Source organism: Mesorhizobium sp. M0217, from assembly GCF_040321955.1.
In the GTDB taxonomy this organism is placed as follows: Bacteria; Pseudomonadota; Alphaproteobacteria; order Rhizobiales; family Rhizobiaceae; genus Mesorhizobium.
Genome location: NZ_JAMYSN010000043.1, coordinates 17,480 through 32,070, shown reverse-complemented (window position 1 = coordinate 32,070; position 14,591 = coordinate 17,480). Strand labels below are relative to the sequence as shown.

The 14,591-nt window shown below is 62.9% G+C and carries 12 protein-coding genes and 1 pseudogene; 4 read left to right on the top strand and 9 right to left on the bottom strand.

The window, feature by feature from the left end:
- Positions 1–203, bottom strand: a pseudogene (locus tag NKJ18_RS31640) (5-aminolevulinate synthase); the annotation flags it as partial.
- A gap of 279 nt (positions 204–482) precedes the next feature.
- Between NKJ18_RS31640 and galE the strand changes: the two are divergent.
- Both galE and NKJ18_RS31630 read left to right on the top strand, forming a co-directional pair.
- Complete coding sequence (galE, locus tag NKJ18_RS31635; protein WP_023730982.1) at positions 483–1,478, top strand: UDP-glucose 4-epimerase GalE; 996 nt, start codon at positions 483–485, stop codon at positions 1,476–1,478.
- A 98-nt stretch (positions 1,479–1,576) separates the two neighbouring features.
- Entirely contained in the window at positions 1,577–2,827 is a 1,251-nt protein-coding gene (locus NKJ18_RS31630; protein WP_023692518.1) for a D-amino acid dehydrogenase, read from the top strand.
- A gap of 7 nt (positions 2,828–2,834) precedes the next feature.
- Here the strand turns inward: NKJ18_RS31630 and NKJ18_RS31625 are convergent, their stop codons facing one another.
- Positions 2,835–3,044: a hypothetical protein gene (locus NKJ18_RS31625; protein ID WP_023688670.1), complete on the bottom strand. Its 210-nt coding sequence runs from the start codon at positions 3,042–3,044 to the stop codon at positions 2,835–2,837.
- A 146-nt stretch (positions 3,045–3,190) separates the two neighbouring features.
- Between NKJ18_RS31625 and NKJ18_RS31620 the strand changes: the two genes are divergently transcribed.
- The gene (locus tag NKJ18_RS31620) at positions 3,191–5,017 is read left to right on the top strand and encodes an alanine racemase (RefSeq protein WP_352746517.1); all 1,827 of its coding nucleotides are present in this window, start codon (positions 3,191–3,193) and stop codon (positions 5,015–5,017) included.
- On the opposite strand, the gene NKJ18_RS31615 is transcribed toward NKJ18_RS31620, so the two are convergent.
- The 7 genes from NKJ18_RS31615 to NKJ18_RS31585 form a co-directional block, all read right to left on the bottom strand.
- Positions 5,018–6,394: an FGGY-family carbohydrate kinase gene (locus NKJ18_RS31615; protein ID WP_352761427.1), complete on the bottom strand. Its 1,377-nt coding sequence runs from the start codon at positions 6,392–6,394 to the stop codon at positions 5,018–5,020. It lies immediately after the preceding gene.
- The gene (gene rhaM / locus NKJ18_RS31610) at positions 6,391–6,708 is read right to left on the bottom strand and encodes an L-rhamnose mutarotase (RefSeq protein WP_023681927.1); all 318 of its coding nucleotides are present in this window, start codon (positions 6,706–6,708) and stop codon (positions 6,391–6,393) included. Before rhaM ends, NKJ18_RS31615 begins: the two co-directional genes overlap by 4 nt.
- Complete coding sequence (locus NKJ18_RS31605) at positions 6,708–7,703, bottom strand: ABC transporter permease (protein WP_352761424.1); 996 nt, start codon at positions 7,701–7,703, stop codon at positions 6,708–6,710. Before NKJ18_RS31605 ends, rhaM begins: the two co-directional genes overlap by 1 nt.
- A complete protein-coding gene (locus NKJ18_RS31600) occupies positions 7,700–8,677 on the bottom strand; it encodes an ABC transporter permease (RefSeq protein WP_023730988.1) in 978 nt (325 codons plus the stop codon). The genes NKJ18_RS31605 and NKJ18_RS31600 overlap by 4 nt, the downstream gene beginning before the upstream one ends.
- The gene (locus tag NKJ18_RS31595) at positions 8,674–10,215 is read right to left on the bottom strand and encodes a sugar ABC transporter ATP-binding protein (RefSeq protein ID WP_023715350.1); all 1,542 of its coding nucleotides are present in this window, start codon (positions 10,213–10,215) and stop codon (positions 8,674–8,676) included. The genes NKJ18_RS31600 and NKJ18_RS31595 overlap by 4 nt, the downstream gene beginning before the upstream one ends.
- Positions 10,216–10,299: 84 nt before the next feature.
- Positions 10,300–11,295: a rhamnose ABC transporter substrate-binding protein gene (gene rhaS, locus NKJ18_RS31590; protein WP_023669661.1), complete on the bottom strand. Its 996-nt coding sequence runs from the start codon at positions 11,293–11,295 to the stop codon at positions 10,300–10,302.
- A gap of 48 nt (positions 11,296–11,343) precedes the next feature.
- Positions 11,344–12,147, bottom strand: coding sequence for a DeoR/GlpR family DNA-binding transcription regulator (locus NKJ18_RS31585; RefSeq protein ID WP_023669662.1), 804 nt, complete (start codon positions 12,145–12,147; stop codon positions 11,344–11,346).
- Between the two features lie 183 nt (positions 12,148–12,330).
- Here NKJ18_RS31585 and NKJ18_RS31580 point away from each other — a divergent pair, with 183 nt between their 5' ends.
- Entirely contained in the window at positions 12,331–14,433 is a 2,103-nt protein-coding gene (locus NKJ18_RS31580) for a bifunctional rhamnulose-1-phosphate aldolase/short-chain dehydrogenase (protein ID WP_023711390.1), read from the top strand.
- Positions 14,434–14,591 lie beyond the last annotated feature (158 nt).

Here is a 14,591-nt window from a genome sequence, read left to right as displayed (position 1 = left end):
AAAGCGGCGATGACATCGGGGTTCTGGCCCATGCCGAGATAGTCGTTGGAGCACCAGACGGTGATTTCCTCGGCGCGGCCGTTTGAACGCCAGATAGCGCGCGGAAACTTGCCGACAATGCGCTCGAGATCGGCGAAAACCCGGTAGCGCCGCTCGGCGTGGAGCTGATCGATCGCTTCCTCAAAGAACCGCTGATAGTTCATGTCGCCTTCCCAGTTTTGCGCGGGATCATAATCGTTGGCCCATTCGTCGTCCACCGGGCCGTTTTGGTCAAAATGCCACGCCCCAAGCCTGTTCCTAACGACCCCGGATCGTGGCCTATTCCCTTGATGTGGATCAATTTTGTTTCCGTACGATGCCACAGGCCGGTGAGACTGTTACGGATTTAACATTCAGGCGTTTCTAATGGCCTTGCCGCAGGCTTTCCAGTAAGGCGGTGATTGAGACAGTTTCCGATAAATCATGAGTAAAAGAGGACACGGATGACGGTTTTGGTAACGGGCGGCGCCGGTTATATCGGCAGCCACATGGTCTGGGAACTGCTGGATGTCGGCGAGAGCGTCGTCGTTCTCGACCGCCTTTCCACCGGCTTCGAATGGGCGGTAGCGCCGGAAGCCAAGCTTGTCGTCGGCGATGTCGCCGATAGGGAATTGGTCGGCCAGATCATCCGGGATAACGAGGTCGACGCGATCATCCACTTCGCCGGTTCCATCGTGGTGCCGGAATCGGTTGCCGACCCGCTCGCCTATTACGAGAATAACACCTCCAAGACCCGCACGCTGATCGAAACCGCGGTGCACGAGGGCGTGCCGCATTTCATCTTCTCCTCGACCGCCGCCGTCTATGGCGGCGCCGGCCTGGAGCCGGTGCGCGAGGATGCCCGCCTGGCGCCGGAATCGCCCTACGGCCTGTCCAAGCTGATGAGCGAATGGATGCTGCGCGACGCAGCGCTTGCGCATCCCTTGCGGTACACGGCGCTGCGCTACTTCAACGTCGCCGGCGCCGATCCCAGGGGCCGGACGGGGCAGTCGACGCCTGGCGCCACGCATCTGATCAAGGTCGCCTGCGAGACCGCGCTCGGCAAACGCCCCTTCATGCAGGTGTTCGGCACCGATTATCCGACGCCGGACGGCACCTGCATGCGCGATTATATCCATGTCAGCGACCTGGCCGCGGCGCACCGGCTGGCGCTGCAGCGCCTGCGCGCCGGCGGCGGCAGCCTCGTCGCCAATTGCGGCTACAGCCACGGCTATTCGGTGCTCGAGGTCATCGACAGCGTGCGGCGCGCCTTCGGCCGGGATTTCGAGGTCAAGATGGGCGACCGGCGCCCCGGCGACGCCGCCGCCGTGGTTGCCAATTCGGACCTTGCACGCGCCGAACTCGGCTGGACCCCGCAACGCGACGACCTCGACCAGATCGTCGCCGATGCACTCGCCTGGGAGCGTATCCTCACCGGCAAGAACTCCGCGCGGGGCTGAGCCGGGCACTTCCGAGGGCTCGCAAGGCGCGCAGCGAAGCGCTATTGAAGGCATTGGCGATGCGGCGTGGAGGCGCTGCGCCGCGAAGAGGGGGTGGCATGAAGATAACGGTGCTTGGAGCCGGTGTTGTCGGTACCGCGGCCGCCTATTATCTGGCCGCCGACGGCCATGAGGTCACCGTTATCGAGCGCCATCCGGCGCCGGCGCGCGGCACCAGCCAGTCCAATGCCGGCCTAGTGTCGCCGGGCGACGCCACCGCCTGGGCCTCCCCGGCGGCGCTGAAGACCTTCCTGCGCGCGCTCTGGAACCATGATCTCGGCATCAAGGTCAGGCTGCGCTTCGATCCCTATTTCCTCGCCTGGAGCCTGCGCTTCCTGCGCCAGTGCACGGTGGCGCGCCTGCGCGCCAACAGCCAGGTCAAACTGCGCCTGGCGCTCTATTCGCGCGACTGCATCAACGCGCTCTCCGACGCCACCGGCATCCACTATGACGAGCGCAAGAAGGGCATTCTTTATTTCTTCCGCTCGCAGCACAGTCTCGACACCGGCACCGACAACTACCAGTTTCTGGCGAAGCATGGCCTGCCGATCGAGATCGTCGGCCGCGACCGGCTGGTCGAACTTGAGCCCGGGCTCGCCGGAGTGAAGGAAAAGATCGCCGGCGGCGTTTATTCGCCAATCGACCAGACCGGCGATTCCAGGATATTCGTCGATGGGCTGGCCGCCTATGCCGCCGAAAAGCTCGGCGTCAGATTCCTGTTCGACACCACGGTCGAGGGGCTCGACATAGAAGGCGATCGGGTGCGTGCGGTCATGACATCGGCCGGCCCGGTGACGGGCGACGCCGTCGTCATCGCCATGGGCCCCGAGAGCGGCCTGATCGGCCGCCGCTACGGTATCGACCTGCCCGTCTATCCGGTTAAAGGCTATAGCGCGACCATCCCGCTGGAGGACGAGAGCAAGGGACCGACCATGGGCGGCGCCGACGAGGACCGGCTGGTTGGTTACTCCAGGCTCGGAAACCGCCTGCGCATGTCCTCGACAGCCGAGTTCACCGGCTTCGACCGCAGCTTCAAGCTCAGCGACTTCAAGTCCATGCTGAGCACCGGCAAAGACCTTTTCCCCGGCGCTTTCGACGAGAAGAAGGCGCTGTTGTGGGCAGGTCTGCGACCGATGATGCCCAACTCGGTGCCGGTCATCGGCAAGGCGAAATACAAGAACCTTTACCTCGACACCGGCCACGGCCATGTCGGCTGGACCATGGCCTGCGGCTCGGGCAAGTTCCTGGCCGACCTCGTCGCCGGCCGCAAGCCGGAGATCGACCCGCAAGGGCTGGTCTACGGGAACTGAGGGAGCTCTAGTCGTCGTGTTGGCATCGAGTCCATTCGTCGTGCACCCATTCGGCAAGCCATCCGCGCTCAAGCTGGCCAATCTGTGCCAAGTTTTCCTGCCTGGCGGTCAAATGGCCGAGACCGATAACTTCGAAACCTCCGCAGTCCGCGGGGTGATCATGTTCGCCGCAGGTCAGTTGCCACTCACCATCGAAATGATGAACGACCAGCGTCACCGGCCTCTCCGATCGAAAGACGTGCCCACATACAATTGCTCTGGTTTCCAACATTGAGACCGTCACTGCGCAAAGTTTGACAAATATCGTACGACGATCTGGAAGATGCATCTGACTGACAGATTCTACAAACCCTGAGTGACGAAATGTCGGGACCGCAAGTCGCTATCGACCTTGGCCGCATCGAGCGCAACGCCCGCACTATCGTCGAACGCTGCGCATTGTCTGATATCAAGGTATTCGGTGTCACCAAGGGCACATGCGGCATGCCGCAGGTGGCGCGGGCCATGCTGCGCGGCGGTGTTGCCGGCATCGCGGAATCGCGTTTTGAGAACATTCGGCGGCTGCGCGACAGCGGCATCAATGCGCCGGTCATGCTGCTGCGCAGCCCGCCCATGGCGCGCGTCGAGGAGGTCGTGCGCACCGTCGACATCAGCCTGCAGTCGGAACTGACCACCATCCGCGAGATATCGCGCATTGCCGAGCGCATGGGCCGCGTCCACGACATCATGCTGATGATCGATCTCGGCGATCTCCGCGAAGGCATCTGGCCAAGCGACCTGATCCCCACCGTCGAGCAGATCCTGGAATTCAAGGGCGTGCGCATCGCCGGCATCGGCACCAATCTCGGCTGCTTCGGCGCCATAATGCCGACCCCGGAGAACCTTGGCCAACTCGTCGCCCATGCCTACAAGACTGAGCGCCTGTCCGGCAAAAGCCTCGACCTCATTTCCGGCGGCGCCTCGTCATCGCTGACGCTGCTGCTCGAAGGCAAGCTGCCGCCCGGCATCAACAATCTGCGCGTGGGCGAGGCGATCCTGCAAGGCGGTGTCGAAACCTTTCGCGACGTGCCGTGGCCCGAACTCGAACCCGATGCCTGCCGGCTGACCAGCGACATCATCGAGGTCAAACTCAAGCCTTCGCGGCCGATCGGCACATCCGGCTACGACGCCTTCGGCAACCAGCCGGTCTTTGCCGACGAGGGCGACCGGCTGCGCGCCATCGCCAATATAGGCCGCGAGGACGTGCTGGTGGAAGGGCTGACGCCGATCGCCAAAGGGGTGAGGGTGCTCGGCGCTTCCAGCGACCATCTGCTGCTCGATGTGCAGGATGCCGATCCGCGACCCACCGTCGGCGACCGCGTCGCCTTCCGCATGAATTATGGCGCCATGCTTCTGGCGATGACCTCGGAATATGTCGAGAAGGCGCCGATGCACGACGTCGCGGATTTCTCCGGCCGCAAGATGGTGTCGATCTCGGCCGAACCGGAAGCCGGCGGGATTATCGCCCGCGAGGGAACCGGCGCGCGGCTGGAGGCAATGAATTTCGACGTGGTCGAACTCGCCGACGTCGAGCGGCCGCCCTCGGGCCTCGTCCGTCTCGCCGCCGGCGCAGATCGCCGTATCGCCCACAAGGCGCTGACCGCAACGGCGCGGGCGACGCATTCCTTTGGCCTGATCTGGATCGATTCCCTCGCCGCCCTGATGCCCGAGGACGAGGAGGCCGAAGACATGCCTGAAGTCTCGGTGCTGGCCCGCGCGCTCGGTCTCGATCACAAGCCCGGCGCGCTGCAGCCGCAGCTGTCGCCGGAAAATGTCGTCATCGTGGGCCTGCGCCATGCCGATCCGGCGGAGGCAAGGGTGCTCAAGGATTCGCGTGTCTCGGCCTTCACCATGACCGACATCGACGCCATGGGCATGCGCGACCTCATGCATGAGGCGATCCGCATCGCGACGTCGGGCACGCAGGGCTTTCACGTCAGCTATTCGCCGACGGCGACCGAATTTACCGGCTGGGCTGCGGGCTCGGGCGGGCTGACGGTGCGCGAGACGCATCAGGCAATGGAGGCGATCTCGCTGTCCGGCGGTCTGCTGTCGATGGATGTTTCCGGGCTGACCGCCGGTCTGGAGCCGCGGATCGGCGCCGACGCCGTCAACTTCGTCATGTCGGCCTTTGGGAAGCGGATTTTGTGATCAGCCTTGCGCGTCGACTGCCGCGCGCCACGCGGTGACATAGGCCGCCCAGACCGGGTCGGTCTGCGGCTCAATTCTTTCGCCCTTGCCGTGCGTCACTAGCTGATCGGATGCGAGCAGTGCCGCGCCGATGCTGGTGCCGGTGGCCGCCTCGGAGGCGATGACGATGCGCGCGGTCGCTGCCGCCAGCATGCCGACAAAGAGCCGGTTGCGAGCAAACGGTCCTTCCACGGTGGTCGGGCCGTCGGCGCCGATCAGCTCGAGGCAGGTCGCCGTCATCAGTGCCAGATAGAAGGAAATGGCGGCGAACCGCTCGCCTTTGCTGATGCCGTCGGCATCAAGCCATTCCGCGGCATGGTGCGGGAACGGTCCCGATCCCTGCTGCGTAGAAGGTAAAAGCAGCATTTTTCCGGTCAGAACGGCCAGCACCTCGCTGCCGCTGCAGTCCTGCGGCTTGTCCTTGGTCAGCTGGGAAAACTCGCGGCCACCCATGAACCGCGCCGAGGGCACGGGAGCGCCAAGCGCGCTGACATTGACCAGCGTGTCGCGCGCAGCATCGAGCGCAATCTCTCTGCCGCCGACCGCCATCGATACCACCCAGGTGCCGGTCGAGACGACCGAGAAGGGCGGCTCGTCGGACAGAAGATGCGGCAATAGGGAGGCGTTGGAATCGTGCAGGCCACAGAATACCGGGGTCTGCGGATCGAGCCCGGTGCGCGCGGCAAGCGCCGGCAGGATCGGGCCGAGCTGGTCCCTGGCCGGCCGCACCGGCGCCATCAGCCTGCGCCAATCCAGCCTGTCGACCATCGAGGAAAAGTCCGCCTCCCAAGGGCTCCACAGATCGGTGTGGCAGCCGAGCGAGGTCACCTCGTTGGCGGCAACGCCGGTCAGGCGCAGCGCCCAGTATTGCGGATACATCAGCATCGCGGCGGCCTTGGCGAATTCGGTGGGGAAACGCTTCTCAAGCCAGAAGAATTGCGCGCCGAGATTGAGACCGACCGGCAGGCGCGGTGTACCGGTTTCGGCGAAGGGCGGACGAACAGCATCATACTCCGCCGCCAACCTGTCGGGGCCATCGAACTCATAGTCTAGGACAGGCAGCACCAGCTCGCCCGAGGCGTCGACCAGCACGCCGGTCGCACCATGCGTGGTGATCGAAATCGCGTCGATACGCTGTTCGCGGTCGAGGCTGGCAAGGCTGTTGAGGATAAACGTCCACAGCGCCTCGACATCGTGATGCGGATAGGGCGCTTGTCGCAGCGGCGCGTTCGCCATGCGGCGCAACCCCACCTCGCTCAGCGTGACGAGATCGACCAGCGCCACCTTGGCGTTGGTCTTGCCGATGTCGATGACGGCGATGTGGCGCAGCGCACTCATGCCATATGGAACATTGTTTCCAGGGGGATGGCCACCGGTTGGTTGTCCGGCCTGGTCTCCATGATGTCGGCCATGTGCGCCCACCAGCGCTGCATCACCGGATGCTTCGGCAGGTCGGCCATGCCATGGTCGTCGCGCCGCCACAGCACGCCGAACAGGATGTTGGTGTCTTCATCGAGATGGATCGAATAATCGGCGACGCCGGCCTCTCTCAGCAGCGCCACCAGCGACGGCCAGATCTCATCGTGGCGCTTTTTGTACTCGGCTTTCATGCCGGGTTTGAGCTGCATCTTGAAGGCGTATTTCTCAGGCATCAGCTGTTACCACGCAGCTGTCGCCAGACGATCGGCAGCGCGATGACGAAGATCAAGAGCAGGCCGATGAAGATCGACATGACGATGCCGGGCACGTTGAGCAGGCCGAGGCCGAAGGTCACCAGCCCCATGATAAAGGCGGCGAGCACGACGCCAACAATGCTGCCGGAGCCACCCAGAATGCTGACGCCGCCCAGCACCACCATGGTGATGACCTCAAGCTCGTAACCCTGCGCGATGGACGGTCGCGTCGAGCCGAGCCGCGAGGTGATCAGCACCGAGGCGATGCCGGCCATCAGCCCTGTCAGGCAAAACAGGATGAATTTGATGCGGCCGACGCGAACGCCGGAAAACTGTGCCGCGACCGGATTGTTGCCGGTGGCAAAGACACGGCGGCCGAAGCTGGTGCGATGCAGCAGGAACCAGTAGGCGACGGCCGCGATGAGGAAGAGCACCAGTTCGAACGACACCACCCACCAGACATAGCCCTGGCCGAAGAAAGCAAAACTCTCGGGATAGCCCTTGTAGGCCTGGTCACCGAGGATGATGAAGGCAATGCCGCGAAACAGGCTCATCGTGCCGATGGTAACGACGATGGACGGCAGGCCGAGCCTCGTCACCAACAGGCCGTTGAAGGCGCCGCAACCGAGCCCGACGACGATGCCGATAGCCACCAGCACCGGCGTGTCGGCGCCGGCCTGTACCGCCATGCCCATCATGGTCGAGGCGAGCGCGATGATGGCGGCGACCGACAGGTCGATCTCGCCCGAAATGATCAGCAGCGCCATGGCGAAGGCGATCAGGCCTTTCTCGGTGAAATTGAAGGTCAGGTCCGACAGCGAATAGGCATCGAGGAAATAGGGCGATGCGAAGCTGTTGATGGCGAAGATGGCGACCGCCACGACGACCAGCAGCGCTTCCCAGGAAAAGATCGCCGAGGAGAGCGGCTTGTCGAGCCGGTCGGGAATGTGGCGCGGGGCGGGGGTGTCGGTCATGCCGCCTCCGCCTTCCTCAGAATGATCCGCCCCTGCTGACGTTCGCCACGCGCGTTGAGCACGACGGCCAGGATGATGGCGCTGCCTGAAATCGCCATCTGCCAGAAGGGCGAGATGTTGATGACGGGCAGCGCGTTGGAAATGATGCCGAGGAACAGCGCCCCTAACACCGCGCCCCCGACCGAGCCGATGCCGCCGGCAATCGAAATGCCGCCGATGACGCAGGCGGCGATGATGTTGAGTTCATAGCCGTTGGCGACCTCGACCGAGGCGATGACATAACGAGAAATCCAGAGATAACCGGCGAGCCCGCCGATCATGCCGGAAATGCAGAAGACGATGAATTTGGTTCGGCCGACATCGATGCCGGCATAGACCGACGCCGTCGGGTTGACGCCAATGGCATAGATCGAACGGCCAAGCGCGGTTCGCGTCATCACCACGAAGAACAGCGCGATGACCAGTATGGCGATCCAGGACAGAACCGGAATGCCCAGGAAAGCTGCGCGCTGGAAGCCGATGAACTCAGGACTCATCTTGTCGGCATTGACCCATGCGCCGCCGGACAGGACGAAGGTGGCGCCGCGATAGATGGTGAGCGTGCCCAATGTCACCACGATCGAAGGGATGTTCAGCCGCCACACCAGCAGGCCGTTGATGGCGCCGAGCACCAGTCCGACGGCCAGCGCAATGACGATCAGCAGCGGGATCGGGATCGCCGGATGCGCGGCGTTCAGCATCGCCACCACCATGCCGGTGAAGCACAGGTTGGAGGCCATCGACAGGTCGATCGAGCGGGTCAGGATGACGACCATCTGTCCCAGCGCCAGGATCATCAGGATCGAGGTGTCGTTGAACACCTGGGCGAGATTGCCGGGGTCGGCAAAGGCCGGGAAACGCGTCGAGATCACAGCAATCAAAACGACGATCGCCGCTGCCAGCCAGATCTCGCGGTATTTAAGGAGAGCCTTCATGCCGCGATCCCCGCTGCCGTCCGGACCAGCGTTTCGGCGTCCAGCCCCTTATTATCGTAGACCGCCGCAACCAGCCCTTCGCGCATGACGACGACGCGGTCGGACATGCCCAGAATCTCCGGCAGTTCCGACGACACCATGATCACCGACAGGCCCTGCGCGACGAGCTCCGCCATGAAGCCGTGCACGGCGGCCTTGGAGCCGATGTCGATGCCCTTGGTCGGCTCATCCAGGATGATCACCTTGGGCGCTGTCGCCAGCCATTTGGCGATGACGATCTTCTGTTGGTTGCCGCCCGACAGCGTGCCGACATCCTGGCTCAGCGACGAGGCGCGCAGGTCTAGCCGCTCGGTGTAAGAGCGGGCGAGCGCGAATTCGTCCGACAATCGCAGCAGGCCGGATTTGGAGGTGCGCTTGAGCGAGGGAAGCGAGACGTTTTGGAAGATCGGCAGGCCGATCACCACGCCCTGCTTGCCGCGCTCCTCCGGCACGTAGACGATGCCGGCTTCGATGGAATCCGCCGCCGATTTCGGCGTGATCACCTTGCCTTCCAGCGTGATCGTTCCACCCGATATGCGGGTGATGCCCGATATCGCCTGCATCACCTCTGACCGCCCGGCGCCGACAAGTCCGTAGAAACCGAGGATCTCGCCCTTGTGCAGTTCGAAGCCGATGTCGTTGAATTCGGTCGGGTGCGAAAGGCCAGCGACCGACAGCACCGGCGCGCCGATCTCGGCCTTGCGTTGCGGAAAGATGTGATCGACCGAGCGGCCGACCATCATGCGCACGATCTGGCTCTGGCCGGTATCCTTGATAAGGCCCTCGCCAACCATCTCGCCGTCGCGGAACACGGTGTAGCGATCGGCGATCCGATAGATCTCGTCGAACTTGTGGCTGATGAACAGGATCGCCTTGCCTTCCTCCTTGAGGAATTCGATCAGCAGGAAAAGCTCCTCGATCTCCTTCATCGAAAGGGCTGCGGTCGGCTCATCCATGATGACGATCTGCGCATCGATCGACATCGCGCGAGCAACCGCTACCAGATGCTTGTTGGCGATGCCGAGGTCTTTCAGCCGCGCATCGGCGTCGATATGGCCGGCATGCATGGTGTCGAGCACTTCGCGCGCGTGTTTTCGCATGGTGCGCCAGTCGATGGTGCCTAGCCGCGTGCGCGGCGCATGGCCGAGAAAAATGTTTTCGGCGACGCTCAGATCGTCGAACAGCACGGTTTCCTGATGAATGGCGGTGACGCCGTGGCCGAAGGCGGCATGCGCGCTGGGCAGGGTGACGGCCTGGCCGTCAATGCTGATCGTGCCGGCGTCGGGCTGGTAGATGCCGGTCATGATCTTGACCAGCGTCGACTTGCCGGCACCGTTTTCACCGATCAGCGCCGTAACCTGGCCGGGGTAAAGCGACAGGCTGACATTGTGCAGCGCGCGCACGCCGGGAAAGCTTTTGGAGACGCCGGACAGCGTCAGGCGCGGGGCAGGACCCGTGGGCTCCTCCTTCGCAATGCCGTGCTGGGCTGTCGTGTCCATATCCGTATCAAGCCCTGAAACAAGGTCCGTTTAGAGTCGCGGCGGGATTTTGGTCCCGCCGCGCTTGGTCCGAGACGTCCGAGATCAATAGATCTTGGAGAACTTTTCGATGTTGGACTTGTCGAACTGGAAGGGCGGAGCCATCGCAGCCGAGTTCGAGTCGTCGAGCGTGACCTTGCCGACGCGGCCGATCGACAGCGTTGCGCCCGGCTTTGCCTCTTCCTTCTTCACCGCCAGATCATGAGCGAGGTAGACGGCGGAGTAGCCGAGGTCGATCGGATTCCAGAGGGCAACCGCCTGGCTGGAGCCGTTGTCGATGAACTTCTTGAACTCGGACGGCAGCGCCAGGCCCGTGACATTGACCTTGCCGATCAGGTTCGCGTCGGTGACGACCTGGGCAGCGGCAACGACGCCGACGGTGGTCGGCGCGATGATCGCCTTGAGGTTCGGATAGGATTTCAGCAGGCCCTTGGCTTCGTCGGTGCTCTTGGCCGAATCGTCATCGCCATAGACGGTGGCGACGAGTTTGATCTTGGGGAATTTCTCCGGCAGGATCTTCTTGGCCGCGTCGATCCAGGCGTTCTGGTTGGTCGCGGTCGACGAAGCCGACAGAATGGCGACTTCGCCGCCTTCCGGCAGATAGTCGGCGGCCAGCTTGATGATGGTCTCGCCGATCAGGCCGGTGTCGGACGGGTTGAGATGCAGCTGGCGGCCTTCCTTGGCGACGCCCGAATCCCACGAGATGACGGTGATGCCGCGCTCCATCGCCTTCTTCAGCACCGGCACCAGCGCGTCGGCGTCATTGGCCGAAATTGCAATGGCGTTGACCTTCTGCGCGATCAGCGAATTGACCACTTCGATCTGCGCTTCGGCGGTCGCCTTGGTCGGGCCGGTGTAGATGATATCGACATCGCCGAGTTCCTTGGCCGCCTCTTCGGCGCCCTTGTTGGCGGCGTCGAAGAAGCCGTTGCCGAGCGACTTCACCACCAGCGCGATCTTGACGTTCTCGGCATAGGCGGCATTCACGAACATGGCGGCCGAGAACGCGGCCGTCACCATCAATTTCTTCAGAAAGCTCATCGTATTTCCTCCCTTGAGCGTTGCATTCCATCGTCGCTGCGGTTGGCCTCAGGCCTGCAGCGAGGATTCTTCCTTTGCCGACTTGCGGGCGACGATCAGCGTCACACCCGCGGCCTCCAGCATGTTGGCTTCGCGATCCTCGATGCCGTCATCGGTGATGACGGTGGCGATGCGCTTGAGCCCGCACAGGATCAGGCTCGAGCGCTGGCGGAATTTCGATGAGTCGACCAGCACCACCAGTTCGTCGGCCTGGTCGATCAGTTTCTGCTCCGCCTGGATCAGCAGCGGGTCGCCTTCCATCAGGCCAAGCGGCCCGAGCCCTTGAGCGCCCATGAACATGCGGCGCGCGTAGAAATTACGCGTCACGTCATTGTCGAAGGGCGAGAGGATGATGTTCTGCTCGCGGTAGATGGTGCCGCCCGACAGCATGACGGTGTTCTTCGAATGCTTGAGCAGATGCTCGGCGATGGGGAACGAATTGGTGAAGATCGGCATGCGGCGTCCGGTCAGGAAATGCACCATCTGGAAGGTGGTGGTGCCGCCATTGATGATGATCGGCTCGCCGTCCTTGCACAGCTCCACCGCTTCGCGCGCAATCGCGCGCTTCTGCGAAGCATTAAGCGTTTCGTTGACGGAAAAGGGCCGGCCGGCGAGGCCGATGAACTGCGGTGGCGAGATCGCTTCGGCGCCGCCGCGCACGCGGCGCAGGCGCTTTTGCACATGAAGAGCCGCGATATCGCGCCGGATCGTCGCCTCGGAGGAGTCCGTCAGGTCGACCATCTCCTGCACCGTCACCACAGGCTTTTCCTGGACGGCGGACAGAATGATCCTGTGGCGCTCTTTTTCGTGCATGGTTCCTCCCTGCCTGGTCATGATGCACTAGAAAACAAGCAGTGTCAATCATTTCCGATCATATAATTTCATTGTGCAGTGCAATATGATCGATCTTGATCGTTTATGATTGACAACCGAGATGCTTGCGTAGACATTTCCGGCAAAATGGACCGCGCCTTTTGCGTCCCAGGGAGGATAATCATGCTCGACAAGCGCTCCGGCTCGCGCCTTGCCAACCTTTGGGACGATGCGAAAGCCAAGGGGCTGAGCGAGCCTGAGCTTCTGGTCTATCGCTCCAACACGCTCGGCTCCGACAAGCGTGTCACCAATTATGGCGGCGGCAACACCTCGTCCAAGATCCGGCAGAAGGACCCGCTCTCCGGCGCCGAAGTCGAAGTGCTATGGGTCAAGGGCTCGGGCGGCGACAGCGCCTCGATCAAGCTGGACGGTTTCGCCACGCTCTACATGGACAAACTGCAGGCGCTGAAAGGCCTCTATCGTGGCGTCGCGCATGAGGACGAGATGGTGGGCTATCTTCCCCACTGCACCTTCAACCTCAACCCGCGCGCGGCCTCGATCGACACGCCGCTGCACGCCTATGTGCCGAAGCCGTTCGTCGATCACATGCATCCCGATGCCATTATCGCGATTGCCGCGGCCAAGGATTCCAAGGCGTTGACCAAGGAGATATTCGGTGACGCCATCGGCTGGCTGCCGTGGAAGCGGCCGGGCTTCGAACTTGGCCTCTGGCTGGAGAAATTCTGCGTCGAACACCCCGAGGCCAAGGGCGTCATCCTCGAAAGCCACGGCTTGTTCACCTGGGGCGACATACCCAAGGAGTGCTACGAGACGACGATCTCGGTCATCAACCAGGCGATCGAATGGTTCGAGCGCCGCTCCGAGGGTCTCGCCATCTTCGGCGGCGAAGTCGTCAAATCGCTAGACGCCGCTGAGCGCCGCGCCATCGCGGCGAGACTGATGCCGAGAATCCGCGGCCTGATTTCGGAGAAGAGCCACAAGCTCGGCCATTTCGACGATTCCGCCGCCGTGCTCGAATTCGTCAACTCCAGGGATTTGCGCCCGCTGGCGGCGCTCGGCACCTCATGCCCGGATCATTTCCTGCGCACAAAAATCCGCCCGCTGGTTATCGAGTTCGACCCAGCGAAGCCCGACGTCGAAGCCGTGATTGCGCGCCTCGCCGACGATATTGCTGAGTACCGTGTCGGCTACCAGGCCTATTACGACAGCTGCAAGCATCCGGACTCGCCCCCGATCCGTGACCCCAACGCCGTGGTCTACCTGATGCCCGGCGTCGGCATGTTCACCTTCGCCGGCGACAAGGCCACCGCCCGCATCTCTGGCGAATTCTACGTCAACGCCATCAATGTCATGCGCGGGGCCTCGACCGTTTCGTCCTATGTCGGCCTGCCGGCGCAGGAGGCCTTCGACATCGAATACTGGCTGCTCGAGGATTTGAAGCTGCAGCGCATGCCGAAGCCGAAGTCGCTCGCCGGCCAAATCGCGCTGGTCACCGGCGGCGCCGGCGGCATCGGCCGCGCCACCGCCAATCGCCTGTTGCGCGAAGGCGCCTGCGTCGTGCTGGCCGATATCGACGAGACCGCACTTGCCAACGCCAACGACGAACTGGCGAAAGCCTATGGCAAGGACTTCGTCCGGCCGGTGCTGATCAACGTCACCGCGGAGGAGCAGGTGATTTCCGGCTTCGCCCAGACAGCCGTCGAGTTCGGCGGCATTGATATTCTCGTCTCCAACGCAGGCCTCGCCTCCTCGGCGCCGATCGAGGAGACAACGCTGGCGCTGTGGAACAAGAACATGGACATATTGTCGACCGGCTATTTCCTGGTCTCGCGCGAAGCCTTCCGGCTGTTTCGCGCCCAGAAGATCGGCGGCAATGTCGTCTTCGTCGCCTCCAAGAACGGCCTTGCCGCGTCACCCAACGCCGCCGCCTATTGCACCGCCAAGGCCGCCGAAATCCATCTCGCTCGCTGCCTGGCGCTGGAAGGCGCCGAAGCCCAGATCCGGGTCAATGTCGTCAATCCGGACGCCGTGCTGCGCGGCTCGAAAATCTGGACCGGCGAGTGGAAGGAACAGCGCGCCGCCGCCTACAAGATGTCGACCGACGATCTGGAAGAACACTACCGCTCGCGCTCGATGCTGAAGCGCTCGGTGTTTCCGGAAGACATTGCCGAAGCGATTTATTTCCTGGCGTCCGACATGTCGGCCAAATCCACCGGCAACATCATCAACGTCGACGCCGGCAACGCGCAGAGCTTTACGCGCTAGGCTTTTTCTCGTCCAAGGCAGGGCAATCGCATATGACATTGTCTGAAATGTTTGCCCGGCACCTACCCCCACCCTTAATCCCTCCCCACAGGGGGGAGGGAGACCCGCTGGCGCTGACCTCTGCAAATTATCGAGGTCTGGATGCAAGGGCGGAAATA

Excerpts from the sequence above, each read along its gene's own strand:
- galE (WP_023730982.1), top strand. The coding sequence starts at position 483 with ATGACGGTTTTGGTAACGGGCGGCGCCGGTTATATCGGCAGCCACATG.
- NKJ18_RS31630 (WP_023692518.1), top strand. The coding sequence starts at position 1,577 with ATGAAGATAACGGTGCTTGGAGCCGGTGTTGTCGGTACCGCGGCCGCC.
- NKJ18_RS31620 (WP_352746517.1), top strand. The coding sequence starts at position 3,191 with ATGTCGGGACCGCAAGTCGCTATCGACCTTGGCCGCATCGAGCGCAAC.
- NKJ18_RS31615 (WP_352761427.1), bottom strand. The coding sequence starts at position 6,394 with ATGAGTGCGCTGCGCCACATCGCCGTCATCGACATCGGCAAGACCAAC.
- rhaM (WP_023681927.1), bottom strand. The coding sequence starts at position 6,708 with ATGCCTGAGAAATACGCCTTCAAGATGCAGCTCAAACCCGGCATGAAA.
- NKJ18_RS31605 (WP_352761424.1), bottom strand. The coding sequence starts at position 7,703 with ATGACCGACACCCCCGCCCCGCGCCACATTCCCGACCGGCTCGACAAG.
- NKJ18_RS31600 (WP_023730988.1), bottom strand. The coding sequence starts at position 8,677 with ATGAAGGCTCTCCTTAAATACCGCGAGATCTGGCTGGCAGCGGCGATC.
- NKJ18_RS31595 (WP_023715350.1), bottom strand. The coding sequence starts at position 10,215 with ATGGACACGACAGCCCAGCACGGCATTGCGAAGGAGGAGCCCACGGGT.
- rhaS (WP_023669661.1), bottom strand. The coding sequence starts at position 11,295 with ATGAGCTTTCTGAAGAAATTGATGGTGACGGCCGCGTTCTCGGCCGCC.
- NKJ18_RS31585 (WP_023669662.1), bottom strand. The coding sequence starts at position 12,147 with ATGCACGAAAAAGAGCGCCACAGGATCATTCTGTCCGCCGTCCAGGAA.
- NKJ18_RS31580 (WP_023711390.1), top strand. The coding sequence starts at position 12,331 with ATGCTCGACAAGCGCTCCGGCTCGCGCCTTGCCAACCTTTGGGACGAT.